Raw genomic sequence first — 22735 nt, 5'->3', positions numbered from 1 at the left:
CGCGATGGTGGTGAACGGCGCCGGCCGGGGCACCGGGAACGAGAACGGCAACTCCCGCTCCTCCCGCGCGGCCGGCCGCAGCGGGCCGCTCACCACGGCGCCGGCGAACGGCGTGGAGCCGTCGCCCGTGCCGGCGCCGCGCCCGACGCCGGCGGCGGTCGACAGGACCGGGGACAACGTCACGCCGCCGATCACGGCCGGGCGGCTGCCGCCGACGAGGGTGACCCGACCCCGGCGGGTTCCTCTCCGAACGGACCTAGGCGCCCGCCTCGCGCACCCGTCCGGCGAACTGCTCCGAGGTGACCACGTCGGCCGTGGACTGCGCCAGCACCACCAGCGCCGCGCGGTGCACCTCCTCGGCCGACATCGCGCCCCAGCCCAGGTCGGGGTGGTCGTAGGTGGCGCAGGCGTCGGCGATCACCAGCGTCCAGTAGTCGCGGAACATCGCGTCCCGGGCGGTGGCGTGCACGCAGTCCTCGGTGGTCACGCCGGTCACCGCGACCGTGGTGATGCCCCGACCGCGCAGCAGCATGTCCAGGTCGGTGCCGTGGAATCCGCTGTAGCGGTGCTTCTTGACCACCACCTCGCCCTCGGCCGGCGCCACATCGGGGTGGATCTCGCTCCCGGGCGTGCCGTCGACCAGCGCCTCGCCCGACGCGATCGGCGGGTACAGGTCGCCGTAGCGCCCCCGGTCGGAGCCGTCGGCGCGGTGCACGTGCGCGGTGTAGACGACCATGATCCCCGCCTTGCGACAGAGGTCGAGCAGGCCGGCGAGGGTGGGCAACATGGCGCGCCCGGCGGGCGATTCGAGCGGCGCGCCGGGAGAGATGAAGTCGTGCTGGACGTCGACGACGATCAGCGCGGTGCGCGCCGGATCGACGGTACTCACCTGGTAGCCCATGACGCGGACCTCCTCGACACCGTCTCTATATGGCGTGGATTTGACGGACGCCACAGTAGCTCTATATGCAGAGGTTGAGAAGATCCATTCCCGGGTCAGCGCGCGGCCAGCGTGTCGTCCACCCACTCGCTCGCGAGTACCTCGTCCAGGACCAGACTGCCGGCGCCGAGCATGCACGCGTCCCGGCCGGTGACCGCCGTGGCGATCTCCAGGTCACGGGTGGCCAGCGGGAGGCAGCGCTCGTAGATCGCCCCGCGTACGGCGGCCACGAACGGCTCGGCGGCGGACAGGCCGCCGCCCAGGACGAGCACGTCGGGGTTGAAGAAGTTCACCAGCGGGACGAGCACCTGCCCGGCCAGCCGGCCCGCGTTGCGGACCAGCGTGGTCGCCTCCGGCACGCCGTCGTTGACCAGTTCGACCAGGTGGCGCGAGGAAGTGACGTCGATCCCCTGCCCGCGCAGTATGCGGCGCAGTGCCGCGCCGCTGGCGTGCGCCTCCAGGCAGTCGGAGTGGCCGCACGAGCAGGTGACCGGTTCGGGCACGTGCACGGGGACGTGGCTTATGTCGCCGGCGGCGCCGCGTCCGCGATGCAGTCGGCCGGAGACGATGATGCCGCAGCCGATGCCGGTGCCGGCTTTGACCGCCATCAGGTTGTCCCGGTCGGGCCAGCCGTAGCGGTGTTCGCCGACCGCCATCAGATTGGCGTCGTTCTCCACCACCACGCGTACGCCGAGCAGTTCGCTCATCCGGCGGCCGATCGGGAAGTCGTTCCAGCCGGGCATCCGGGACGGGGCGACCACCTTGGCATCGCCGGGGTCCACGGGTCCGGGCATGCCGATGCCGACGCCGAGCAGCGGCAGGTGCGCCACCTCGGCCTGACGCAGCGTCATGCGCAGGTTGTCCAGGAGCCGTTCGATCACCCGCTCGGGGCCTTCGGCGATCTCACCCGGGAGTTCGTGCTCCAGGAGCACCCGGCCGGCCAGATCGAGCACCGCCATGCGCACGTGGTGGGTGCCGACGTCGACGGCGACCACGACGCCCGCGTTCTCGTGCAGGCGCAGCTGTCGGGGCCGGCGCCCGCCTCGCGAGGCGCCCTCGCCGTCCTCGCGGAGCAGGCCGGCCTCTATCAACTCCTCGACGCGCAGCGACACGCTCGACGGTGCCATGCCGCTCAACCGGGCGAGTTCCGCCCGGGATCGACCGTGCCCCTTGGCCACCAGTCGCACCAGGTCACCCGCGCTTCCACCCAACGTCCCACTCCCGTTCGAGGCACACCTGCTGCGGTACGGCAGTGACAGGAATAGCACACCCCGTAATAACCAGCAAGGCATTGACTTTATTCGAATTTCGCTTCTACTGTCACCTGAAACTTCGATTCCGAACAAAGATGGAGCGTTGATGAAGCCCGCGTCGCCTTCTTCCGCCGTAGTGACGCCCATGGTCGAGGCGCGGGCCATCAACAAGTCGTTCGGCGCGGTCCGCGTGCTGACCGACGTGGACCTGACCGTCGCGGCCGGCGAAGTCGTCGTACTGATCGGCCCCTCGGGCGCCGGCAAGTCGACGCTGTGCCGCTGCCTGAACCGGCTGGAGAACGTCGACTCGGGCGTGGTCCTGCTGGACGGCGAGGAACTGCCCGCCGAGGGTCGGGCCTTGGCCCGGCTGCGCACCGAAGTGGGCATGGTCTTCCAGTCGTTCAACCTGTTCGCCCACAAGACCGTGCTACAGAACGTCACCCTCGGCCCGACCCGGGTCAAGGGCCTGTCGGCCGCCGACGCGGAGCGCCGGGCCCGGGAGTTGCTGGACCGGGTCGGCATCGCCGACAAGGCCGACCATTACCCGGCCCAGCTCTCCGGCGGTCAGCAGCAGCGGGCCGCCATCGCCCGGGCCCTGGCCATGCAGCCCAAGGTGATGTTGTTCGACGAACCGACCAGCGCGCTCGACCCGGAGATGGTCAACGAGGTCCTGGACGTCATGGTCGACCTGGCCCGCGAGGGCATGACCATGGTCGTGGTCACGCACGAGATGGGCTTCGCCCGCCGGGCCGCCGACCGCGTCGTGTTCATGGCGGACGGTCAGATCGTCGAGGTCGGCACGCCCGACACCTTCTTCACCGCCCCCACCACCGATCGCGCCCGCGACTTCCTGTCGAAGGTGCTCAGCCACTGATGCCCGCGCTCCTTCGGGCCCGTCCGTCCCGTCCCCTCTGTACCCCTGCCTAGCTGCAAAGGAAGGCCCCGATGTCCGGCTTCCCCCTGCGTCGCCCGCGCTCCGGCGCGTCATCGCGTCGGCTGCGTACCGCCGTTCCGGCCGTTTTGGCCGCGTTGTCCCTGAGCGTGCTGGCCGCCTGTTCCAGCGACTCCTCGTCCGACGCCGTGCCCGGCGGCAAGCCGGCCGGCGAGGACGTCGCCAAGAAGGCCGAGGGCGCGCCCGACGCCGCGATCCTGCCCGGCTCCACGATGGCCAAGATCAAGGAGCGCGGCTACCTGATCGTCGGCGGCTCCCAGGACGCGCCCCTGTGGTCGCAGCTCAACCCGATATCCGGCAAGACCGACGGGTTCGACGCCGAGATGGGCCGGTTGCTGGCCAAGTACATCATCGGCAAGCCCGAGGTGAAGATCGTCAGTTCGGCCACCGAGACCCGTGAGGCGCTGCTGCAGAACGGCACCGTCGACGTGGTCTTCCAGACGTACACGATCACCCCGAAGCGCGCCGAGCAGGTCGCCTTCGCGGGCCCGTACTACTCCTCCGGCCAGGCCATCCTGACCAAGAAGGGCGCGAGCGGGATCAAGACGCCCGCCGACCTGAACGGCAAGACCGTGATCGCCGGCGCCAACACGCCCGCGATCGCCGCGATCAAGCAGGTCGCGCCGGACGCGAAGGTGGTCACCTTCGGCAGCGACCCCGAGTGCGTGACGGCGCTGCGTCAGGGCCGAGGCGACGCGTATGTGCAGGACCAGGCGTTGCTGGTGGCCGATGTGAAGCAGAACCCGGACACCACCGTCGTGGGCGAGCCGTTCACCTCCGACCCGTACGGCATCGGCCTCAAGAAGGACGACGCCGCGTTCAAGACGTTCGTCAACGACTGGCTGCGCAAGATCGGCCAGGACGGCTCGTGGCAGACGGTCTGGAAGCAGACGCTCGGCACGGTCGTCGAGGGCAACCCGCCGACGCCGCCCGCGATCGGCGGCGTCCCCGGCTCCTGAGCCCCCCGGTTCGGGAGGGCGCCACGTGCCCTCCCGAACCTCGTGGCCCTCGCAGCCCTCCCCGCCCTCGCGGCCCTCGCGCCGGAGCCCTGGGCCCGGGCCGGCCGCACACCCCCGCCGAGCCCTCCGCTCGCCGCTTCGCCCGGATTCGCCCCCGCCCACCCCCTCGCGAAAGGTCCTCGCCGATGGATGTCGTGCTGCGACATCTCTCCGCCTTCACCGACGGCATCGTCACCACCCTCGAACTCACCGCGCTCTCGTTCCTCGGCGCGCTGCTGATCGGCGTCGTGGTGGCCGCCATGCGGGTGTCCCCCGTCGCCGCCCTGCGCGGCGTGGGCACCGTGTACGTGGAGACCTTCCAGAACACCCCGCTTCTGGTCCTGCTCGTGCTGTTCGTCTTCGGCCTGCCCGAAGTCGGGGTGATCTTCCCGCTGTTCACCACGGCGGTGATCGTGATCGCGCTCTACGAGGCGGCCTACATCGCCGAGGCGGTGCGCTCGGGGATCAACACCGTCTCGATCGGCCAGGCCGAGGCGGCGCGGGCCCTGGGGCTGACGTTCGGTCAGTCGTTGCGCCTGGTGATCCTGCCGCAGGCGCTGCGCGGCGTGGTGCAGCCGATCGGCAACATCTTCATCGCGCTGACCATGAACACCTCGCTCGCCGCCGCCGTCGGCGTGGTCGAACTGACCTCCGCCGCCAACCGGGTCAACCTCATGGAGGCACAACCCATCCCCGTGTTCGTCGGCGCGGGCATCGGCTACATGCTCATCTGCGCCACGGCGGGGATCGTCACGGGCATGATCGAGCGGAAGGTGGCGATCGTTCGATGAGCGCGTCCCGAGTGTTGTTCGACGAGCCCGGCCCGATCGCGCGGCGCCGGATGCGGATCGCCACGATCGTGGTCGGCGTCGCGGTGGCCGCGCTGCTGGCCGTGGCCGTGAAGCGGTTCGCCGATCACGGCCAGTTGGACGCGGACAAGTGGCGGCCGTACACCACCTGGCCGATGTGGCGGTATCTGCTGGAAGGGTTGTGGGCCACCGTCCGGGCCGCCGCCGTGGCCACCGCGCTGTCCGTGGTCGGCGGCATCGTGCTCGCCCTGGGCCGGTTGTCCCGGCAGCGGGCGCTGCGCTGGTCGGCCACCGTGTACATCGAGGTGATGCGCACGGTTCCGGTGCTGCTCCTGGTCTACCTGGTGCTGTTCGGACTGCCGCACTACGGCGTGGATTTGCCGCTGTTCTGGAAGTTGGTACTGCCGCTCTCGGTGTCCGCGTCGGCGGTGTTCGCGGAGATCTTCCGGGCGGGCATCCTGTCCCTGGATCGTGGGCAGCGCGAGGCGGGGCTCGCCGTCGGGCTGACCGACGGTCAGACGATGCGGCTGATCGTGCTGCCGCAGGCGGTCCGCCGGTTGTTGCCGTCGCTGGTCAGCCAGTCCGTCGGGCTGCTCAAGGACACCTCGCTCGGCTTCATCGTGAGCTACTCCGAACTGCTGTACAGCGGCCGGGTATTGGCCACCTACAACCGGCTGCTGATCCAGACCTACATCATCATCGCGCTGGTCTACATCGTGCTCAACGCGTCGCTGTCCAAGCTGGCCCGCACCCTGGAGGCCCGGCAGGGCTTCCGCTCGGTCGGCCGACGCCGGCTGCGCACACTGGTCCGGGCCAAGGCGGCGGCGGACCAGCCACTGTGACGGCGACGCGCCGACCCCTGTGACGAATTCCCTGTTCGGCGGCCGTACCGATCGGCCCATCCCGGAGGACCCCATGCGACCGGAGGACACCGTGCCCCACGAATCGACCACCCGCTACGCCGAACTCGCCGAGGTGGTGCGGTCCGGGTTCGTGGAGAGCCGGCACTTCGGCAGCCTGGTCGCACTCGCGCCGGACGGCCGGCCGGCGCTCGAACTGGGCGTTCCGAACGAGCCCGTGGTACCGCGCTCCTCGGCCAAGCCGTTCCAGGCGCTGGCCTGCCTGCGGGCGGGCGCGCCGCTGTCCGGGGCGCACGTGGCGATCGCGGCGGGCAGCCACACCGGGCAGGACTTCCACGTGGACGCGGTCGAGGACATCCTGACCCGTTCGGGGCTGACCTTCGACGCGCTGGGATGTCCGCCCAGCCGTCCGGAGGACGAGGACACGTATCAGGAGATGATCGCGCGCGGCGAGGAGAACACCCGCGAGCGGATGAACTGCTCGGGCAAACACGCCGCGATGCTGGCGGCCTGCGTCGCGTCGGGGTGGCCGACCGAGGGCTACCTCGACCCGGGGCATCCGCTGCAGGTGCTGGTCCGTGAGGGCATCGAGGAACTGGCCGGCGAGTCGGTCGCGCACACCGCCGTGGACGGCTGCGGCGCACCGGTGTTCGCGATGACCCTGACCGGACTCGCCCGGGGCGTACGCGCGTTGGCCACCGCCACCACCGGGCCCGAGCGCGTGGTGGCCAAGGCGATGCGCGAGCACCCGGCGTACGTGGGCGGGGACGGGCAGGCCAACACCGAGGTGATGCGGCTGCTTCCGGGCGTGCTGGTCAAGGGCGGCGCGGAGGGCGTGTTCGTGGCGGCGACCACCGCCGGACACGCGGTCGCGGTCAAGGTGATCGACGGCAGCCCCCGGGCCACCACCGCACTCGCCCTGGCCGCGCTGCACAGGCTCGGCGTGGACGTCTCGGCGGCCTCCGAATGGACGACCGTACCGGTCCTGGGCGGCGGCCTGCCGGTCGGCGAGGTCCGCGTGACGTCCCACCTGGGGTAACACGGGCCGTCCCACCCGAGGCAGCACCGCACGTCCCGGCCGGCCCGGCACCGCACGTCCCACCCCGCCAGGCACCGCACGTCCCACCCGGTGCGGCACCGATCCCCGCCGCCACCCCCTTCGAACAACCCTTCGCACCATCAGGAGTTCGCGTCATGACCGTCAACGCCGGCCCCACCCCCGCGCCCACCTTCGAGATCTGCATCGACGACGTGCCGGGGGCGCTCGCCGCGGAGCGTGTGGGTGCGCACCGCGTCGAGCTGTGTGCGGACCTGTTCGAGGGCGGCATCACGCCGAGCCTGGGCCTGATCGAGACCACCCTGGCCGCCGTCGAGGCGATCCGGGTCCACGTCATCGTGCGTCCGCGCGGAGGCGACTTCGTCTACGACGAGTACGAGGCCGCCGCGATGCGTCGGGACGTGGAGGCGATCCGGGCGGCCGGTGCGCAGGGTGTGGTGATCGGCGCGCTGACCCCCGAGGGCGACCTGGACCGTCCGGTGATCGAGGCGTTGCTGGCCGCGGCCGGCGACCTGTCGGTCACCTTCCACCGCGCCTTCGACATGACCCGCGACCCGCACGCGGCCCTGGAGGAGCTGATCGAGCTGGGCGTCGACCGGGTGCTGACCTCGGGGCAGGACAGCAGCGTGCTCGAGGGCGCGCCGCTGATCGCCCGCCTGATCACCCAGGCGGCCGGCCGGATCGTGGTGATGCCCGGCGGCGGCATCACCGCGCGCAACATCGACCGCGTACTGGCCGCCACCGGCGCGCGCGAGGTGCACTTCGCGGCGGGCGCGATCCTGGAGAGCCCCGCCACGCACCGCAACCCGAACCCGTACATGGGCGGCGCGCTGCGTCAGCCGGAGTACGCCCGCCGGGTGACCTCCGCCGACGGCATCCGCGACGTGCTGGACGCCGCGCGCAAGGGCTGATCGGGCGCCCTCGGACCCGAGCGGGAAATCCTTGGCCCGACACCGATGAGTTTGTGCGCCGGGGCAAGTCGGTACTGGTGAGAGCGTCCACTGCGGAATACCGGAGGTTTCCATGCCCGCCCAGGGATTCACCACCTGCCTGTGGTTCGACGGCCAGGCCGAGGAGGCCGCGAACTTCTACCTGTCCGTGTTCAAGGACGGCAAGCAGGGCCGCGTCGGCTACTACAACGAGGCCAACCCGGACCAGGCCGGCCAGGTGCTCGTGGTCGAGTTCGAGATCAACGGACAAAAGTTCGTCGCGCTCAACGGCGGGCCCCAGTTCACGTTCAACGAGGCCGTCTCGTTCCAGATCCACTGCGCCGACCAGGACGAGGTCGACCACTACTGGGGCCTGCTCACCGCAGACGGCGGCGAGGAGGGGCCCTGCGGCTGGCTCAAGGACAGGTTCGGCCTGTCCTGGCAGGTCGTGCCGACCGAGGTGATCGACATGATCGGCGACCCGGACGGCGCGAAGGCGACCCGGGCCACCAACGCCATGTACACCATGAAGCGCCTGGACATCGCCGCGATCCGCAAGGCGTACGACGGCGCGTAGTCGGGCGAGCCGCCCGGTGTCCCACCGCGTGCCGACACGGGTCGGGTCGCCCCCTCACCAGGGGGCGGCCCGACCCGTGCGCGCTGTCCGCCCTCAACCGCCCAGCCCCGCGTCCCGGGCGATGGCCACCGCCTCCGCGCGGCTGCGGGCGCGCAGCTTGGTCAGCACGTCGCTCACCCGATTGCGTACGGTCTTCTCCGACAGGATCAACCGCCGCGCGATCGACGCGTTGTCCAACCCCTGCGCGAGCAGGTCGAGGACCTCGCGCTCGCGGTCGGTCAGCTGCGGGAACGGCACCGCGCCGCGCGCGTGTGCGGGTGCCGAGGCGAAGAACGACAACACCCGCCGGGCCACACGCGGGCCGAAGACGGCCTCGCCGCGCGCCACGCCCAGGATCGCGCGGCGGATGTCGTCCCCGTCCGCCTCTTTGAGGAGGTAGCCGCGCGCGCCGGCCCGCAGCGCCGCGAAGACGGTGTCCTCGTCCTCGTCCATGGTCAGCACGATCACCGCCGTGTCCGGATGGGTCGTGGTGATCCGCGCCGTCGCCTCCAATCCGCCGACGCCCGGCATCCGCAGGTCCATCAGCACCACGTCCGGCCGCAGCGCCGCCACCTCGGCCAGCGCCTCGGCCCCGTCGCCGGCCTGACCGACGACGTCGAGGTCGGCCAGGTCCTCCAGCACCGCGACCATGCCGGCCCGGAAGACCGGGTGGTCGTCGACGACGAGCACGCTTACCGATGTGTCCACTACGACCTCTCCGACCCGCCGGGCAGGCTCGCCCGTACGACGACCCCGCCGCCCGGCGCGGGCAGGATCTCCATGCGGCCGCCGACCTCGTCCGCGCGTTCCCCCATGCCGCGCAGGCCCACCCCGGCGGCCGGGTGCGCGGGCAGGCCGCGGCCATTGTCGCGTATCTCCAACCGGAGCCTCGCGTCCACCACCGCGGCCGAAAGGCGCAGTTCGCTCGCGGCGCTGTGCCGCACCGCGTTCGAGACGGCCTCGGCGGCTATCGCGTAGGCCGCGACCTCCACCGCGGCAGGCAACTCGTCGAGTCCCGAACCGAGTTCGACCGTACAGTGCGGTGTCTCGTAGCCGGCGACCACGTCGCGCAGGGCTCCCGCGAGGCCGAGTTGGTCGAGGATGGGCGGACGCAGCCCGTGGACCACCGAGCGCAGGTCGGTCACCGTCTGGCGCAGCCGATCACGCACCCCTCGGGCCCGATCGGCCAGGTCCGGCTGTCCCGCGGCGGCGATCCGCCGGGCCAGCGCGTCGAGTTGGTGCGCGGCGCCGGCGAGCGCCGGACCCACGCCGTCGTGCAGGTCCGCCCGCAGCCGGCGGCGCTCCTCCTCGCGCGCGACGACGATCCGGGCGCGGCTGCGGGCCACGTCGGTGACCAGCCCCGCCGCGTACGCCAACGTCGCGGCCCGGGCGGCGACCTCCTCGATCGCGGCGTACTCCTCGGGCGTCCAGCGTTCGCCGCCGGGCCGCAGGCCGACGCGCAGTTCACCCATGTCGCGGCCCAACGAAGTCGCCGGAACGGCCCGCCAGCCGGCGACCGGACTGCCGCTCTCCACCGGCAACGCGGCGCCGTGTTGCGGGAGATGGCTGTGGAACGCCGCGTACGGCAGCCGCAGGGCGCGGCGCAGCGCGTCCACCAGACGGTGCAGCGCCTCGTCGGGCTCCGACGCCGGCGCCACCTGCCGGCCGACCCGCGCCGGCACGGCGTACGGGTCGTGCCGGTGTCCGAACAACCAGCGGTCCACCGCCACCTGCACGGCGCTGCGCCCCGTCGCGGCGAGCAGGGCGACCACCGCCACCGCGAGGATCCCGCTCGTGGAGGTCGGCGCGACGCGCCCCACGCCCAGCACCAGCGCCGTGTAGACGCCGACCAGGATCGCCGTCAGCACGACGTAGACGATCGTGCGGTTGAGCACGAGGACCACGTCGAACAGGCGGTGCCGCAACATCGCGACGGCGATCCCGACCGGCGGGCTGAGCAACCCGACGGCGAAGAACAGGTCCTGCCCGGGGTCGGGTACCACGAGCGCGAGCAGCATGTTCGCGCCGAGCATCAGGCCGCCGAGCAGCAACCACTGGAGCTGGACGCGCTGTACGCCGACCGCCCGGCGCGTCCGCACCACCAGCGACGCCACCCCGGTCAGCAGTCCCGGGCCCAGGGTCGCGAACGCGCCGACGATGGTGAGGTATCCCAGCCACCACGCGCCGGGAACGGCCCACGGATTGTGCACGTCCTCGCTGACGTCGATCGACCCGTCCCGAAACATCGCGCCGAACAGCGCGATCGCCGCCACGACGCAGATCCCGTATGCCGGGAACCGCCATCGGGGGCCGGTGAGGTATCCGTCGGGGAACACCATCAGCAGCAGCGGCACCACCACGAAGTACTGGGCGAATCCCCACGCGCCGACCCACGCCGCGAAATTCGCGCCCGGCAGCGGCTCGGCGCTGATCCGCGCGGAGCCGACCGCGTACAGCGACAGCAGCAGATACGGGCCCAGCGTCGCGGGCACCAGGAGCAGCCAGCCCACCGGGTTCCGCGGTCGCCCGCGCACGATCAGCGCGCCGATCAGCGGCCACGCCGATCCGAGCACCACGTCGCCCCACGACATCGGACGCAGCTCGGTGCGCTCCGCGACCCAGTGGTAGGCGGGTACGTACGCCGCGGTCGTCGCGATGCCGACGGTAGCCGACACGCCCGCGAACACGATCAGTCGGGACTCGGGAATGCGCAGCAGCAGCGCGCGGATCCAGGCGGGCACACGCGCGGGCGGGGGCCGGTCCGGCGGACACGCGCCGAGCGGTGGCGGAACGGGCTGGGTCGTCACCGCGCCCATGCTGCCCTACCCCGTGGCGGCGTACCCCGTCCCGCCGCGGGGATCCCGCAGAGAGGGTGTCGATGTCCCTGGAGCCCGGGACTCCGGGCCCGCCAGTCTGGCGGTGCCGCACGGGCAGGGAGTCCGGTACGCGCCACCCGACGGGGGACGTGCAGCCGCCGGGGGACGGCGACGCGGGGCGGCGGACATGTGGAGGGGGAGACATGAGGTATCCGGATGTGAGCCCGGTCGGCGGGCGCGTCGAGGTCGGGGAGGCCCCGGCGCGCCATCGAACCCGCTGGCCGCTGCTCGCGGTGGCGGCCGGTGTGCTGGGCGCGTTCGCGACGATCGTGATGGACGTGCATGTGGCCGAGGCCGACGGCGGCATGACGCTCGATCGGGTCGACGACGTGAGCGTGGTCAAGGCCCGGGTCGGCTTCGCCGTCGGGTATGTCGTGGTCGCCCTGCTGATCGTGCTCGCCGCGGCCTGGCGGCGGCATGTGGAGCCGCGGGTGCCCGGGAGCACGGCGGCGCGGGTGGTGTCGGCGGGCCTGGGTGCCTCGGCGGCGGCGTTGACCCTCGGCTACGGGTGGCGCGGCGCGATGGGCATCTATGGCGAAGGCGGCCCGGAGGACGAGGAGTTCGATCGTACCGCCCGCTATGTGTACTACGTGCTCAACGACTTCGGGGCGTGGATCGGCTGGCTGGGTGTGCTGGTGGCCGCGTTCGCGATCGCCTGGATGGCGCTGCGCGAGCGGACCGTCTCGCGGTGGATCGGCTGGATCTCGGTGCTTGCCGCGGGTGCGCCGACCGTCGCCATGGCGGTGATGTCGGTACCCGGGATGCCCGCGCTGACAATGCCGTTCTGGCTGGTGGTCGCGGGCCTTGGGCTGACCTTCGGCAAGAGCACCATCACCCGCTGAGCCGGCACCGAGGAGACGGACGACGGAACGAAGACACCCACCGAGATGGATTTCCACGTGCGCCGGACACCACCGGCATCGCACAGCCCGTACGGACCGCCGAACTCCGGTGCGCCGTATCCACCGATGCCCCTCCACCCGTCGGCCCCACCGCCCCGCGCAGGCGGGGGCGGCGGCAGGTGGATGATGGTCCTGACCCTGGTCGGCACGGTGGCGACGGTCGTCAGCGTGCTGATCGCCATGGGCGTCGGTCCCTTCGACTTCTCCGACAAGGGCACCGCGGTCAGCCGGGCGTCGTATCTCCAGGACATCAACCGCACCTGCGCGGAGTCGTACGACAACATCGCCGACAAGCTCAACGACGTCGACGTGGCCGCCTCCACCGAGACCACCGACGTCGCCGCCCTGCAGCAGCGCTTCCGCGCCTTGGACCTGTCGCTCGGGGCGCTGATGGACAAGCTCGACGGGCTGCCCAGACCCGGTCGTGTCGACGCCGACGTCACGGCGTGGTGGGACCTGTACAAGCGGCAGGCCGGGTATGTCGCCACGATGACCGAGCAGTTCAACAACGGCGACGCGGAGGGGGCGTCCACGACGGTCGAGGAGAACACCGAACTCACGCGGGCCAACGGCCCATTGGACCTGGCCGCCAAGGCGATCGGGGTGAAGTGCCCGTAACGACACGGCTCGCGGCGGGGCCGGGCCGGTCGTGCCCCCGGCCCCGCCGGCGCGACCTCACTCGTGGCCGGCGGTCTCGCCCGTGACGGTGGTCGCGTAGGCCGCCGGGTCGGCGGCCAGGTCGCGGATCAGGGTCAGGGCGTAGGACTCGATGGCGGTGACCAGGTCGACCTCGCCCGGGTCGAGGAGCCACTGCATCTGCAGGCCGTCCATGGTGGCGAGCAGTTCGGCGGCCTTCAGGCCCGGGTCCACCTCGGCGCGGATCTCGCCGGTCGCCTGGGCGTCGGTGATGATCCGCGCGATCAACTCGCGCAGCCGCCGGTAGCGCTGCACGAAGTAGTCGTGGGCGGGGTCCTGCGGGTCCAGGTTCTCCATGATCAGCACCGCGAGCAGGCGCGCGAGGCCCGGTTCGCGCGCGTTGCGGTGCGCGGAGGCGGGCATCTCCCGGATCGCCCGCAGCCCACCGATGGCCACCGACTCCCGCGCGAACTCGATGCTCTGCGCGCCGCGGTGCTCGATCACCGCCTGGAGCAGGCCCTCCTTGCTGCCGAAGTAGTAGAGCAGCGCCGGTTGGGTGATTCCGGCGCGGGCCGCCACCTCCGCGAGGCCCGTACCCCGGAAGCCGCTGCGGGCGAACAACTCACTGGCGATGGTGACCAGTTCCTCGCGCCGACGGGCGCCGCGCTCGCTGCGACCCGGGCCTCTGCGGGGTTGCCGGGTCGGGCGGGGGGACCGCCTTGGCTCGTCGTCGTCTTCGCGTGTTCTCGGGGTCACGGAACGCAGGCTAGCATTTTTATCTAGTGGTCAGTAAAAAACGTGGTTATGGTGTGTGCCGCCGAGCGGAAGGACACGCACCATGCGAGAGACGTTCGCGAACCGCCGATGGCGGGGCCACTGGGTCTGGACGGAGCGCTCCGCGGTGGGGGCGCCGTCCCGGGAGAATCCGATGAACGGCTCGCTCGATCCCGAGCGGTTCGATTGCCGCGTGCTGTTCCGGCGCACGTTCGAACTGGCCGAGGTGCCCGACCACGCGCCGTTCCGGATCAGCTCGGATTCGCGACACGTGCTCTACGTCAACGGCGTCGAACTCGCGCACGGTCCGATCCGGCACGGCGGCCGGCGGCTGTACTTCGACGTCGGCGACGCGGCGGCGGCGCTGCGCCCCGGGCGCAACGTGATCGCCGTACTGGCCCGGTTCTACGGCCACCGCACCGCGTGGTGGGTGCCCTCGCCGACCACGTACAGCCTCGGCGGCGGTGCGCTGGTCGCCGAGTTCGACCTCGGCGCGGAGCGTTGGATCGGTACCGACGCCGCCTGGCGCTGCCGGGTCGCCGACGCCTGGACGCCGTGTGCCCCGCAGTCCACGGTGTCCCCGCAGATCCCGGAGATCCTGGACGCCCGCCGGCTGGACCCGGCGTGGACCGGGCCGGATTTCGACGACGCGCTCTGGGACACCGCGACGGTGGTGCCCGCCGCCCATGTCGGCAGCACCGGCAGCACCCGGCCGCCGGCCGAACCGTACGGCGCGCTGCTGCCCAATCCGCTGCCGGCGCTCGGCGGCGCCACCCGCACTCCGGCCGCGTTCGACTCCGCGTCGCTGCCCGTCGCGCCGCGCCCCGAGGGCCCGTTGACGTTCGCCGACGTACGGGCCGCGCTGCTCGGCGCGCTCACCGCGATCCGACCCGAGGCCCGCCCGGACGCCGTTCCCGACCCGGCCGCCGGCGCCCCCTCGCCCACCCTCGCGCTGCCCGCCGGTCGCCGGCTGGTGATCGCCGATCTGGGGCGCATGGTCAGCGGCACGGTGCGCCTCGACCTCGAAGCGGCCCCGGGGACCGTGGTGTTCGGCGCGCTCGCCGAGTCGCCGACCCCGGCCGCGCTCGCCGGTGCCGCGTGCTTCGCCTACACAGCGCGCGGGGACGACGCGGGCGAGCGGTTCCGGCTCGGCGACCCGGCCGGCGGCCGCTACCTGGTCCTCGTGGTGGACGCCGCCGGACCGGTACGGCTCGCGCCCGCCGTGCTCGAACGGCTGCGGCCGCGCCCGGCCGGACCGTACTTCGCCTGCTCAGACCCGCTGTTGGAACGTATCCACCGGGTGGGCCTGCGCACCGTGGACCTGACCGCGCACGACGCCTACATCGACTGCCCCAGCCGAGAGCAGCGGGCCTGGACCGGCGACGCGGTCGTGCACCAGTCGGTCGACCTGGTCACCAACCCGGACTGGAGCCTGGCCCGGCACCAACCCGTGCTCACCGCGAACCCGCGCGGTGACGGCCTGTTGCCGATGGTGGCCGCCGGTGACGGTGGTGATCCGGAGTTGGTCGGCATTCCCGACTGGGCGCTGCACTGGGTGCGTTCGGTGTACAACCTCCACCGCTACACCGGCGATCGGGCGCTGATCGCCCGGCTGTTGCCCGCCGCCGAAACGGTGCTCGACTGGTTCACCGCCTTCCTCGGCGCCGACGGCCTGGTGCACGACGTGACCGGCTGGGTGCTGATCGACTGGTCGCCGGTGCAGGTCGAGGGCACCAGCGCGGCGCTGAACGCGCTCTGGGCGCGGGCGCTGGGCGACTTCGCGGAGATGGCGCAGTGGTTGGGCGACGCCAACCGGGCCGCCTGGGCTCGGGAGTTGCACGACGCGGTGCGGGTCGGCTTCGAGGTGTTCTGGGACGAGGAGCGGGGTGGGTACCGGGATCACGCGGTGGAGGACGTGGTGCGGCCCGCGATGAGCGAGCACACCACCGCGGCGGCGGTCTGCGCCGGCCTGGTGCCCGCCGAACGCGCGGATCGGGTGCGCACGTTCCTGCTCGCGCGGGACGTGATGTTCACCCGGGCACCGGTCGCCGCGCACGGCGCGGACGCGGACGGCGCGCCCACCGGGCACGAGGTGGCCCGCTTCACCCCGCCCGCCGTGACGTGGGACGCGCGGCGCCGGGTGGTCGGCGCACAGCCCTTCTTCCGCTACGTGGTGCACGACGCGCTGGCCCTGCTCGGCGCCGCGGACACGATCGCCGACCTGTGCCGCGACTGGCGGCGCCTGCTCGCCTCCGGCCCCACCGCGTGGCGGGAGACCTGGGAGGGCGGCAGCTACTGCCACGGCTGGTCGTCCACGCCCACCCGCGACCTGCTGGTGTACACGCTCGGGATCACCCCCGCCGAGCCCGGCTGCACGAGGGTCCGGATCGCCCCGCGCCTGGGCGACCTGGACTGGGCCGAGGGCGCGGTCCCCACCCCGTACGGCCTCGTCCACGTCGCGGTGGAGGGCACCCGCGTGCATGTCGAATCCCCGGTCCCGGTCCGACTCGTGGCCCCGGACGGCACCGTCGCCGAGCGGCCCGCCGGCGCGTTCGACGCGGACCTGTCCGCGCTGCCGGCGGACGCGTAGGCGGCCCGCTCCGCGCGTCGAGGCCGGCCGGATCTCGACGCGCGGGCATTGACGATTCCATCGCGCCAACTTAACAATACGCGTAACGAAAAAGCGGACACGATGCCCGTGTCCGTCCGCGCCCAGCCGAGCGGCGGCCTCGCCCGGCCCGCCCTTCGGCCCACCCCGCCGCCTGCCCTTGGAGTCTTCGTGCGCCAACACCTCGGCGTGTCCGCCCTGCTGAGCGACACCGCGCTGCGCTTCCCCGACCGCACCGCCGTGGTCGAGGGCGACAGCCGGATCACCTACCGCGACCTGTGGGCCGACGTGCTGCGCTACGCCGCGGCGCTGCGCGAACGGGGGGTGCGGCCCGGGAATCGGGTCGCGGTGATGCTGCCCAACGTCGCGGCGTTCCCCCGCGTCTACCACGCGGTGATCGCGGCCGGCGCCACTGTCGTGCCGGTCCACGGGCTGCTGGTGGCCGAGGAGGTCGAATTCGTCCTGCGGCACAGCGGGTCGGTACTCACGATCAGCGGCGGCGCGCTGTGGCCGACCGCGCGGGCCGCCGCCGACGCGGCCGGGATACCGATGCTGGCCGCCGACCACGAACACCCCGGCGCGCCGCTGACCGCCGCACACCCGACCACGGCCGACGACATCGCGGCCATCCTGTACACCTCCGGCACCACCGGCCGGCCCAAGGGTGCCCGGCTGACCCACCTCAACATCGTGCTCAACGCCACGGTCTGCGCCCAGGACCTGCACGAACTGGGGCCCGGGGACGTGGTGTTGGGCTGCCTGCCGCTGTTCCACAGCTACGGCCAGACGTGCGCGATGAACGCCGCGCTGCGGGCCGGCGCGACCCTGGTGCTGATGCCCCGCTTCGACGCCGCCGCCGCGCTCGAACTGATGGCCGCGGAGGGGGTGAGCGTGTTCATGGGCGTACCGACGATGTTCCACGCGCTCACCGAGGCGGCGCGGGCCTCCGGCGCGACCGCGCCGACGCTGCGGTTGGCCGTGTCCGGCGGCGCCGCGCTGCCCGTCGCCGGCCTGGAGCGCTTCGAGGCCGCGTTCGAAACGCGCGTCTTCGAGGGGTACGGGCTGACCGAGACGTCTCCGGCGGCCACGTTCAACCAGCGCCTGCTCGGCCGCCGGCCCGGCACGGTCGGCCATGCGATCCGCGGGGTGGAGGTCGCGATCGCCGCCGCCGAGGTGGACGAGCGCATCGAACTGCTGCCCGCCGGGGCGGTCGGCGAGGTGGTGGTCCGGGGCCACAACGTGTTCGCCGGCTACCTCGACGACCCGGCCGCCACCGCCGCCGCGATCGTGGACGGCTGGTTCCGCACCGGCGACCTCGGCGCGGTCGACGACGAGGGCTTCCTGAGCATCGTGGACCGGAAGAAGGACCTGGTCATCCGCGGCGGATACAACGTCTACCCGCGCGAGGTCGAGGAGGTCCTGGCCCGGCACCCCGCGATCGCCCAGGTCGCCGTCTACGGCGCGGCGCACGAGGCGCTCGGCGAGGAGATCCACGCGGCCGTCGTACTGCGCCCCGCCGCGCCCGGCACCGAGCCGCCCACCCCCGACGACCTGATCGCCTGGTCCCGCGAACACCTCGGCCGGCACAAGTATCCCCGTGTCTTCCACCCGATGTCGGCCCTCCCGCTGGGCCCGACGGGCAAGATCCTCAAGCGGGCACTGCGCGACGCCACACCGCCGCCATCGGGGGCCGCCGCCCGGTAGTCGGGGGCGAGTTCGGGTGGGTGCGTGGCGCGGGAGGGCGGGCTCGGGTACCTTCGGTTCCCAAGTAGTCGTGGCCCGAAGTTCGTTCGCCCGTGATCGCGATCACGGGCGATTTTGCTGTGCACAGCCGCTTCGGGTCCGGTGAGCACCTCCGGGCCCGCATCGTGCGCGGCACGGTTCCATTTTCTGAACGAGGAGTTCGGCGTGGCCAGTGGCACCGTGAAGTGGTTCAACAGTGAGAAGGGCTTCGGCTTCATCGAGCAGGACGGTGGCGGCCCCGACGTCTTCGCCCACTACTCGAACATCTCCGGCAGCGGTTACCGCGAGCTGCAGGAGGGCCAGAAGGTGACGTTCGACGTCACCCAGGGCCAGAAGGGCCCGCAGGCGGAGAACATCGTCGCCGGCTAGTACTCCCGTTCGTGCCGCGGCGGTGTGTCACCGCCGCGGCACGACAGGTCAGGCCGCCTGCCCGGTGGGCATGATGGTGACCTGCTGGAAGTTCACCCGCGGCGGCATCGCGGCGATGAAGCCGACGGTCTCCGCGACGTCCTCCGCCGTGAGCCACTCCATGCTCTCCTTGGCGCCCGCCAGCCACTCCCGCGCTCCCGGGTCGGTGACGTGGCTCTGCAACTCGGTGCCGACGATGCCCGGTTCCAGGGCCGAGACCCGCACGTTCCGCGCGCCCAATTCGGCCCGCAGGTGCCGGGACAGGTGGGTGACGTACGCCTTGGTCCCGGAGTAGACGGCGAAATTCGGAAAGATGTTCTGCGCCGCGATCGACGAGGTGTTGATCAGGTCGGCGACCCCGCGCTCGGCGGCGGCCTCGACCAGTTGCGGAGTGAACGCGCCGATCGTGTTCATCAGCCCGGTGACGTTCAGATCGATCTGCTGCTTCCATTGGTCGACCGCCAACTCCTCGATCGGGGCGGGAAGCATGACGCCGGCGTTGTTCAGGAGCAGGTCGGCGCCGCCGAACTCGGCCGCCACCCGGGCCGCGGCGTCCGCCAGGGCCGCCGCGTCGGTCACGTCGGCGGCGATCGCCAGCGCGCTGCCGCCGTCGCGCTCGATGCGGGCGACCAGATCCGCCAGCCGATCGGCCCGCCGGGCCAGGACGACGACCCGGGCACCGAGCGCGGCCAGTTTCTCGGCGGAGGCCGCACCGATACCGCTGGAGGCGCCGGTGACGACGGCGACGCGGCGGGCCAACGGGCGGGAGATGGTGTTCATGGACATGGTGCGTACCCTCCACGGGCGAGCGAAGCGGGGTCGCGGCCGGTTCCTCTCGACCGCTCATCCAGCACACCACCTCGAGGAGCCCGTGCGGACGCCGGAAATGGCCCTGCCGAAACAGGTACCGACAGGGCCGGCCCCGCGCGGATACGGCAGCGCCGACTCGCGCACACTGGTCCCATGGACCGCACCAAGGAGATCTCCGGGTTCCTGCGCTCACGCCGCGCCGGAATCACGGCCGCGGAGGCCGGGCTGCCCGCCGACGGCCGGGTCCGCCGCGTACCCGGCCTGCGCCGCGACGAGGTGGCCCGCCTGGCCGGCGTCAGTACGGAGTACTACACGCGCCTGGAGCAGGGACGCGCGCACAACCCCTCCACCGAGGTCGTGGCGGCGATCGCCCGCGTGCTGCGGCTCGACGACACCGAGCGCGAACACTTCACCGACCTGCTGGGTGCCGACGCCCGCGACGTACGGCGCGCACCGGCCGGGGCCGCCCAGCGGGTGCGCCCGGGCCTGTATCTGATGCTGGAGACCCTCGACCGGGTGCCGGCGTTCATCCTGGGCCGGCGGACCGACGTGTTGGCCGGCAACCGGCTCGCCAGGGCCGTGCTCACCGACTTCGACGCGCTGCCCGCCACCCGGCGCAACCTGGCCCGGTACTACCTCCTCGACCCCGAGGCACGCGAGCGCGTCGGCGACTGGGAACGCCTCGCCGCCGAGACGGTCGCCATGCTCCGGTTCGAGGCGGGCCGCTACCCCAACGATCGCCGGCTCGCCGATCTGGTGGGCGAACTGACGCTCGCATCCCCCGAGTTCAGCGGCTGGTGGAACGACCACCGGGTGCTGCGCCGCACCCACGGCGCCAAGCACTACCGCCATCCCCTCGTCGGCGACCTCCACTTCGCCTACGAGTCCTTCCAGGTCCCGGGCGATACGGAGCAGACGTTGTGCGTCTACAACGTCGAGCCGGCCTCCCCCACGGCCGAGGCGCTGCGGATCCTCGCCGACTGGACCGCACCCGAACTCCCGACCGCCGACGTCCCGCACGGCGCCTGACGGGGCGACGGCGGGGTTGCCGGAGGAGTCGCCCGGGACGAGGCGCGGACGACGAGGAAGGCCGGAAGGCGGCCACTCACCGCCTCCCGGCCTTCCGTTCAGGGGGCCGTTACTTCAGCCCGTTGTCGACCGCGGTCATCAACACCCCGGTGTCCCCGCTCATCTCCCAGATCATCGCGCCCAGGAGATTCTTCGAACGGAGCCAGGCCGTCTTCTTCCCGATGGACCACGCGTCGTCGAAGGTCCACCACTGGCCGTTGTTGCCGGTGAAGCCGTAGGTCGAGACCGACTGCTCGTCGTGGTAGACGGTCAGGTTCGGTACCGACGACATCAGGTTGGAGTAGCCCCTGGTGCCGGATTCCTCCGGGAACTGGCCCGGTGCGGCGCCGTGGGCGTCCTGCCATTCGCCGTGCGCCCCGCCGTCGGTCACTCCCTGCCAGCCGCGTCCGTAGAAGGCGAGGCCGAGGGCGAGCTTGCGCGGGTCCACGCCCTGGTTCAGGTAGTAGTTGACGGTGGTCTCCACGCTGAACTTGGTCGGGTACGGGTCCCCCGCGTCCTGGTACAGGTTGCCCTGGTCCCCGGTGCGGTTCGGTTCCCAGCTGTTGTCGCTGCCGGAGCCGTGGAAGTCGTAGCCCTGCACGTTGGCGTAGTCCATGTAGTCGAACACGCTGGGCGTGCCGTCGCGCGTGGTGATGTCCCAGCCCACGTCCAGCTTGCCGGGGTCGGCGGGGGTGAACGCGGTGAGCAGGTAGTGCTTGCCCGTGGTCTGGCCGTACGCGTCCATCTGCTTGCGGAACTCGGCCATCAGCAGGGTCAGGTTGTTCTTGTCGTCCGCGGAGATGTGGTTGCCCGCGTGACCCTCGGCGCCCGGCCACTCCCAGTCGAGGTCGAAGCCGTCGAAGATCCCGGCCGCGACACCGTTGCCGCCGCGTCCGCCGGTCACCGGCAGGTTGCCCTTGAGGTACATGTCCACGCAGGACTTGGCGAACTTCTGCCGCGACGCGTCGGTCTTGGCGACGTCGGAGAAGTACCGGCTGTACGTCCAGCCGCCGACCGAGATCAGCGCCTTCAACTTCGGGTACTTCGCCTTGAGTTGCTTGAGCTGGTTGAAGTTTCCGGCCAACGGCTGGTCCCACGTGTCGGTGGTGCCGTTGACGGATTCCCCGGCGCTGAAGCCCTTTTCGTAGTCCGCCCACGAGTCGCCCGCGCCGTCACCCTGGTTCGGGTCCTGCGGACCCGGGGTGGTGGCCTTGGTGACGCCGTTGAGGCAGGTCAGGTTGACCGGGTCGATGTTGGAGAAGGAGTAGTTGATGTGCGTGAGCTTGGCCGCGGCACCGGTGGTGTCCAGCGACTTCATCGTGTAGGCGCGGCCGTAGATGCCCCACTGCACGAAGTAGCCCACGCGGAAGTACTCGCCGCCCGGGGTGCCGCCGCCGGTGGTCTTGACGGTGAGCGGCGCACTGGCCGGACCGGTCTGGTCGATGGTGTCGCGAGCCACCACGGTGTACGTGTAGGTGGTGTTCGCGGTCAGGCCGGTGTCGTTGTACGTGGTCCCGGTGACGGTGGCGATCTTGCTGCCGCCGCGCAGGACGTCGTAGTTCTTGACGCCGTGGTCGTCGGTGGCCGCCGTCCAGTTGAGGGTGAGCGACGTGTCGTTCACGCTGCTCGCCGTCGGTGTGCCGGGGGCGGTCGGGGGTGTGTCGGTACCGCCGCCGGGGGCCGTGCGCAGCGTGGCCGTCGGCGACGCGGGTCCGGTCTGGTCGATGCTGTCCCGCGCCACGATCTTGTACGTGTACGCGGTGTCGGCGCTCAGACCGGTGTCGGTGTACGCGGTGCCGGTGACCGTGGCGACCACGGAAGTGCCGCGGTAGACGTCGTAGTTCTTGACGCCGTGGTCGTCGGTGGCCGCGCCCCAGCTCAGCGAGATGGAGGTCGAGGTGGTCGCGGTCGCGCTCGGCTGGCCGGGCGCGCTCGGCGGGTTGTCGGTCGGCGGTACGCCGTCACAGGGGCCGCCGTTGATCTTGCAGCCACTGGGACTTCCGGGGCCGGAGCCGACGAAGCCGAACTTGACGCTCGCCCCGGGCGCGACCGAGCCGTTGTAGGTACGGTTCTTGGCGGTGTAGTGCGTTCCGGACGAGGTGATCAAGGCGTCCCAGTACGCGCCCACGGAGGTGCCGGCGGGGAAGTCCCACTCGACGGTCCAGGCCGTGACGGCGGTGGTACCGGTGTTCTTGATCGTCCACTCCCCCTGGAAACCGCCCCCCCAGTCGGAGGTTTTGGCGAAGGTCGCGGTGGCGCCTGCGGCGGCTTGCGCGGGTGCGGCGGACAGGCCGACCATCGCGGCGAGCGGGAGGAGCAGGCTCGCACAGATGGCGATGAATCTCTTGCCTGGCTTGGTGCGTTTGGTGCGCCTCACGGTTCCGATGGCCATGGGTGCTCCTGGATTTCGGGATCCGACGGAGAACCTGTGCCCCACAATGAGCCGGGTTGTCCGGCTCACACAGTAGGGCGAGCGTAATGAAGGTCTGGACCAAT

At 71.9% G+C, this 22735-nt stretch carries 20 protein-coding genes and 1 pseudogene; 13 read left to right on the top strand and 8 right to left on the bottom strand.

The genetic code is table 11. The features are described from left to right. Positions 1-18: 18 nt before the first annotated feature. From B4N89_RS53445 to B4N89_RS34105, 3 genes and pseudogenes are all read right to left on the bottom strand, one after another. A pseudogene (locus B4N89_RS53445) lies at positions 19-228 on the bottom strand (sporulation protein); the annotation flags it as partial. A 28-nt stretch (positions 229-256) separates the two neighbouring features. Next, positions 257-955, bottom strand: coding sequence for a cysteine hydrolase family protein (locus B4N89_RS34110; RefSeq protein WP_235619074.1), 699 nt, complete (start codon positions 953-955; stop codon positions 257-259). A 41-nt stretch (positions 956-996) separates the two neighbouring features. Beyond that, positions 997-2151 (bottom strand): ROK family transcriptional regulator, encoded by a 1155-nt coding sequence (locus B4N89_RS34105; protein WP_235619073.1) that lies wholly within the window; start codon positions 2149-2151, stop codon positions 997-999. A gap of 148 nt (positions 2152-2299) precedes the next feature. Here B4N89_RS34105 and B4N89_RS34100 point away from each other — a divergent pair, with 148 nt between their 5' ends. From B4N89_RS34100 to B4N89_RS34070, 7 genes are all read left to right on the top strand, one after another. Next, positions 2300-3067, top strand: coding sequence for an amino acid ABC transporter ATP-binding protein (locus B4N89_RS34100; RefSeq protein ID WP_078980332.1), 768 nt, complete (start codon positions 2300-2302; stop codon positions 3065-3067). 71 nt (positions 3068-3138) lie between these two features. Further along, positions 3139-4104, top strand: coding sequence for a glutamate ABC transporter substrate-binding protein (locus B4N89_RS34095; protein WP_078980331.1), 966 nt, complete (start codon positions 3139-3141; stop codon positions 4102-4104). A 185-nt stretch (positions 4105-4289) separates the two neighbouring features. After that, positions 4290-4934, top strand: coding sequence for an amino acid ABC transporter permease (locus B4N89_RS34090; protein ID WP_078980330.1), 645 nt, complete (start codon positions 4290-4292; stop codon positions 4932-4934). Next, complete coding sequence (locus B4N89_RS34085; RefSeq protein ID WP_078980329.1) at positions 4931-5794, top strand: amino acid ABC transporter permease; 864 nt, start codon at positions 4931-4933, stop codon at positions 5792-5794. The genes B4N89_RS34090 and B4N89_RS34085 overlap by 4 nt, the downstream gene beginning before the upstream one ends. A 73-nt stretch (positions 5795-5867) precedes the next feature. Continuing rightward, positions 5868-6851: an asparaginase gene (locus B4N89_RS34080; RefSeq protein WP_078980718.1), complete on the top strand. Its 984-nt coding sequence runs from the start codon at positions 5868-5870 to the stop codon at positions 6849-6851. Between the two features lie 155 nt (positions 6852-7006). Further along, positions 7007-7780 carry a copper homeostasis protein CutC gene (locus tag B4N89_RS34075; protein WP_078980717.1) on the top strand — a complete coding sequence of 258 codons (774 nt, stop codon included), beginning with the start codon at positions 7007-7009 and terminating at the stop codon, positions 7778-7780. A 112-nt stretch (positions 7781-7892) separates the two neighbouring features. Beyond that, positions 7893-8375, top strand: coding sequence for a VOC family protein (locus B4N89_RS34070; protein ID WP_078980328.1), 483 nt, complete (start codon positions 7893-7895; stop codon positions 8373-8375). Between the two features lie 93 nt (positions 8376-8468). Here B4N89_RS34070 and B4N89_RS34065 read toward each other — a convergent pair whose 3' ends face one another. Continuing rightward, on the bottom strand, positions 8469-9122 hold the full coding sequence (locus tag B4N89_RS34065; protein WP_201261055.1) for a response regulator: 654 nt from the start codon (positions 9120-9122) through the stop codon (positions 8469-8471). Next, positions 9122-11221: a sensor histidine kinase gene (locus B4N89_RS34060; protein WP_235619072.1), complete on the bottom strand. Its 2100-nt coding sequence runs from the start codon at positions 11219-11221 to the stop codon at positions 9122-9124. The genes B4N89_RS34065 and B4N89_RS34060 overlap by 1 nt, the downstream gene beginning before the upstream one ends. 212 nt (positions 11222-11433) lie before the next feature. Between B4N89_RS34060 and B4N89_RS34055 the strand changes: the two genes are divergently transcribed. Both B4N89_RS34055 and B4N89_RS34050 read left to right on the top strand, forming a co-directional pair. Beyond that, on the top strand, positions 11434-12132 hold the full coding sequence (locus B4N89_RS34055; protein WP_235619071.1) for a hypothetical protein: 699 nt from the start codon (positions 11434-11436) through the stop codon (positions 12130-12132). A 183-nt stretch (positions 12133-12315) separates the two neighbouring features. Further along, positions 12316-12810, top strand: coding sequence for a hypothetical protein (locus B4N89_RS34050; RefSeq protein ID WP_078980324.1), 495 nt, complete (start codon positions 12316-12318; stop codon positions 12808-12810). A gap of 57 nt (positions 12811-12867) precedes the next feature. Here B4N89_RS34050 and B4N89_RS34045 read toward each other — a convergent pair whose 3' ends face one another. Next, complete coding sequence (locus B4N89_RS34045) at positions 12868-13584, bottom strand: TetR/AcrR family transcriptional regulator (RefSeq protein WP_078980323.1); 717 nt, start codon at positions 13582-13584, stop codon at positions 12868-12870. A gap of 82 nt (positions 13585-13666) precedes the next feature. On the opposite strand from B4N89_RS34045, the gene B4N89_RS34040 reads away from it, so the two are divergent. From B4N89_RS34040 to B4N89_RS34030, 3 genes are all read left to right on the top strand, one after another. Then, a complete protein-coding gene (locus B4N89_RS34040) occupies positions 13667-16192 on the top strand; it encodes an alpha-L-rhamnosidase C-terminal domain-containing protein (protein ID WP_101897415.1) in 2526 nt (841 codons plus the stop codon). A gap of 189 nt (positions 16193-16381) precedes the next feature. Next, entirely contained in the window at positions 16382-17914 is a 1533-nt protein-coding gene (locus B4N89_RS34035) for a long-chain-fatty-acid--CoA ligase (protein ID WP_235619070.1), read from the top strand. Positions 17915-18118: 204 nt separating this feature from the next. After that, positions 18119-18322, top strand: a complete 204-nt coding sequence (locus tag B4N89_RS34030) for a cold-shock protein (protein WP_078980715.1) — start codon at positions 18119-18121, stop codon at positions 18320-18322. A 48-nt stretch (positions 18323-18370) separates the two neighbouring features. On the opposite strand, the gene B4N89_RS34025 is transcribed toward B4N89_RS34030, so the two are convergent. Next, the gene (locus tag B4N89_RS34025; protein ID WP_078980321.1) at positions 18371-19147 is read right to left on the bottom strand and encodes an SDR family oxidoreductase; all 777 of its coding nucleotides are present in this window, start codon (positions 19145-19147) and stop codon (positions 18371-18373) included. A 177-nt stretch (positions 19148-19324) separates the two neighbouring features. Between B4N89_RS34025 and B4N89_RS34020 the strand changes: the two genes are divergently transcribed. Continuing rightward, on the top strand, positions 19325-20200 hold the full coding sequence (locus B4N89_RS34020) for a helix-turn-helix transcriptional regulator (RefSeq protein ID WP_078980320.1): 876 nt from the start codon (positions 19325-19327) through the stop codon (positions 20198-20200). A gap of 109 nt (positions 20201-20309) precedes the next feature. Here B4N89_RS34020 and B4N89_RS34015 read toward each other — a convergent pair whose 3' ends face one another. Continuing rightward, positions 20310-22631, bottom strand: a complete 2322-nt coding sequence (locus B4N89_RS34015) for a glycoside hydrolase family 18 chitinase (RefSeq protein WP_078980319.1) — start codon at positions 22629-22631, stop codon at positions 20310-20312. Between the last annotated feature and the right edge of the window lie 104 nt (positions 22632-22735).

It is taken from the genome of Embleya scabrispora, from assembly GCF_002024165.1.
In the GTDB taxonomy this organism is placed as follows: Bacteria; Actinomycetota; Actinomycetes; order Streptomycetales; family Streptomycetaceae; genus Embleya; species Embleya scabrispora_A.
The sequence above is the reverse complement of the archived record's forward strand: the minus strand, read 5'-3'. Positions and strand labels throughout refer to the sequence as shown.

Bases quoted from the DNA above. Each gene is read 5' to 3' on its own strand.
- B4N89_RS34100 (WP_078980332.1), top strand. From the start codon at position 2,300: ATGAAGCCCGCGTCGCCTTCTTCCGCCGTAGTGACGCCCATGGTCGAG.
- B4N89_RS34085 (WP_078980329.1), top strand. From the start codon at position 4,931: ATGAGCGCGTCCCGAGTGTTGTTCGACGAGCCCGGCCCGATCGCGCGG.
- B4N89_RS34095 (WP_078980331.1), top strand. From the start codon at position 3,139: ATGTCCGGCTTCCCCCTGCGTCGCCCGCGCTCCGGCGCGTCATCGCGT.
- B4N89_RS34025 (WP_078980321.1), bottom strand. From the start codon at position 19,147: ATGTCCATGAACACCATCTCCCGCCCGTTGGCCCGCCGCGTCGCCGTC.
- B4N89_RS34090 (WP_078980330.1), top strand. From the start codon at position 4,290: ATGGATGTCGTGCTGCGACATCTCTCCGCCTTCACCGACGGCATCGTC.
- B4N89_RS34080 (WP_078980718.1), top strand. From the start codon at position 5,868: ATGCGACCGGAGGACACCGTGCCCCACGAATCGACCACCCGCTACGCC.
- B4N89_RS34050 (WP_078980324.1), top strand. From the start codon at position 12,316: ATGATGGTCCTGACCCTGGTCGGCACGGTGGCGACGGTCGTCAGCGTG.
- B4N89_RS34055 (WP_235619071.1), top strand. From the start codon at position 11,434: ATGAGGTATCCGGATGTGAGCCCGGTCGGCGGGCGCGTCGAGGTCGGG.
- B4N89_RS34020 (WP_078980320.1), top strand. From the start codon at position 19,325: ATGGACCGCACCAAGGAGATCTCCGGGTTCCTGCGCTCACGCCGCGCC.
- B4N89_RS34070 (WP_078980328.1), top strand. From the start codon at position 7,893: ATGCCCGCCCAGGGATTCACCACCTGCCTGTGGTTCGACGGCCAGGCC.
- B4N89_RS34075 (WP_078980717.1), top strand. From the start codon at position 7,007: ATGACCGTCAACGCCGGCCCCACCCCCGCGCCCACCTTCGAGATCTGC.
- B4N89_RS34015 (WP_078980319.1), bottom strand. From the start codon at position 22,631: ATGGCCATCGGAACCGTGAGGCGCACCAAACGCACCAAGCCAGGCAAG.
- B4N89_RS34040 (WP_101897415.1), top strand. From the start codon at position 13,667: ATGCGAGAGACGTTCGCGAACCGCCGATGGCGGGGCCACTGGGTCTGG.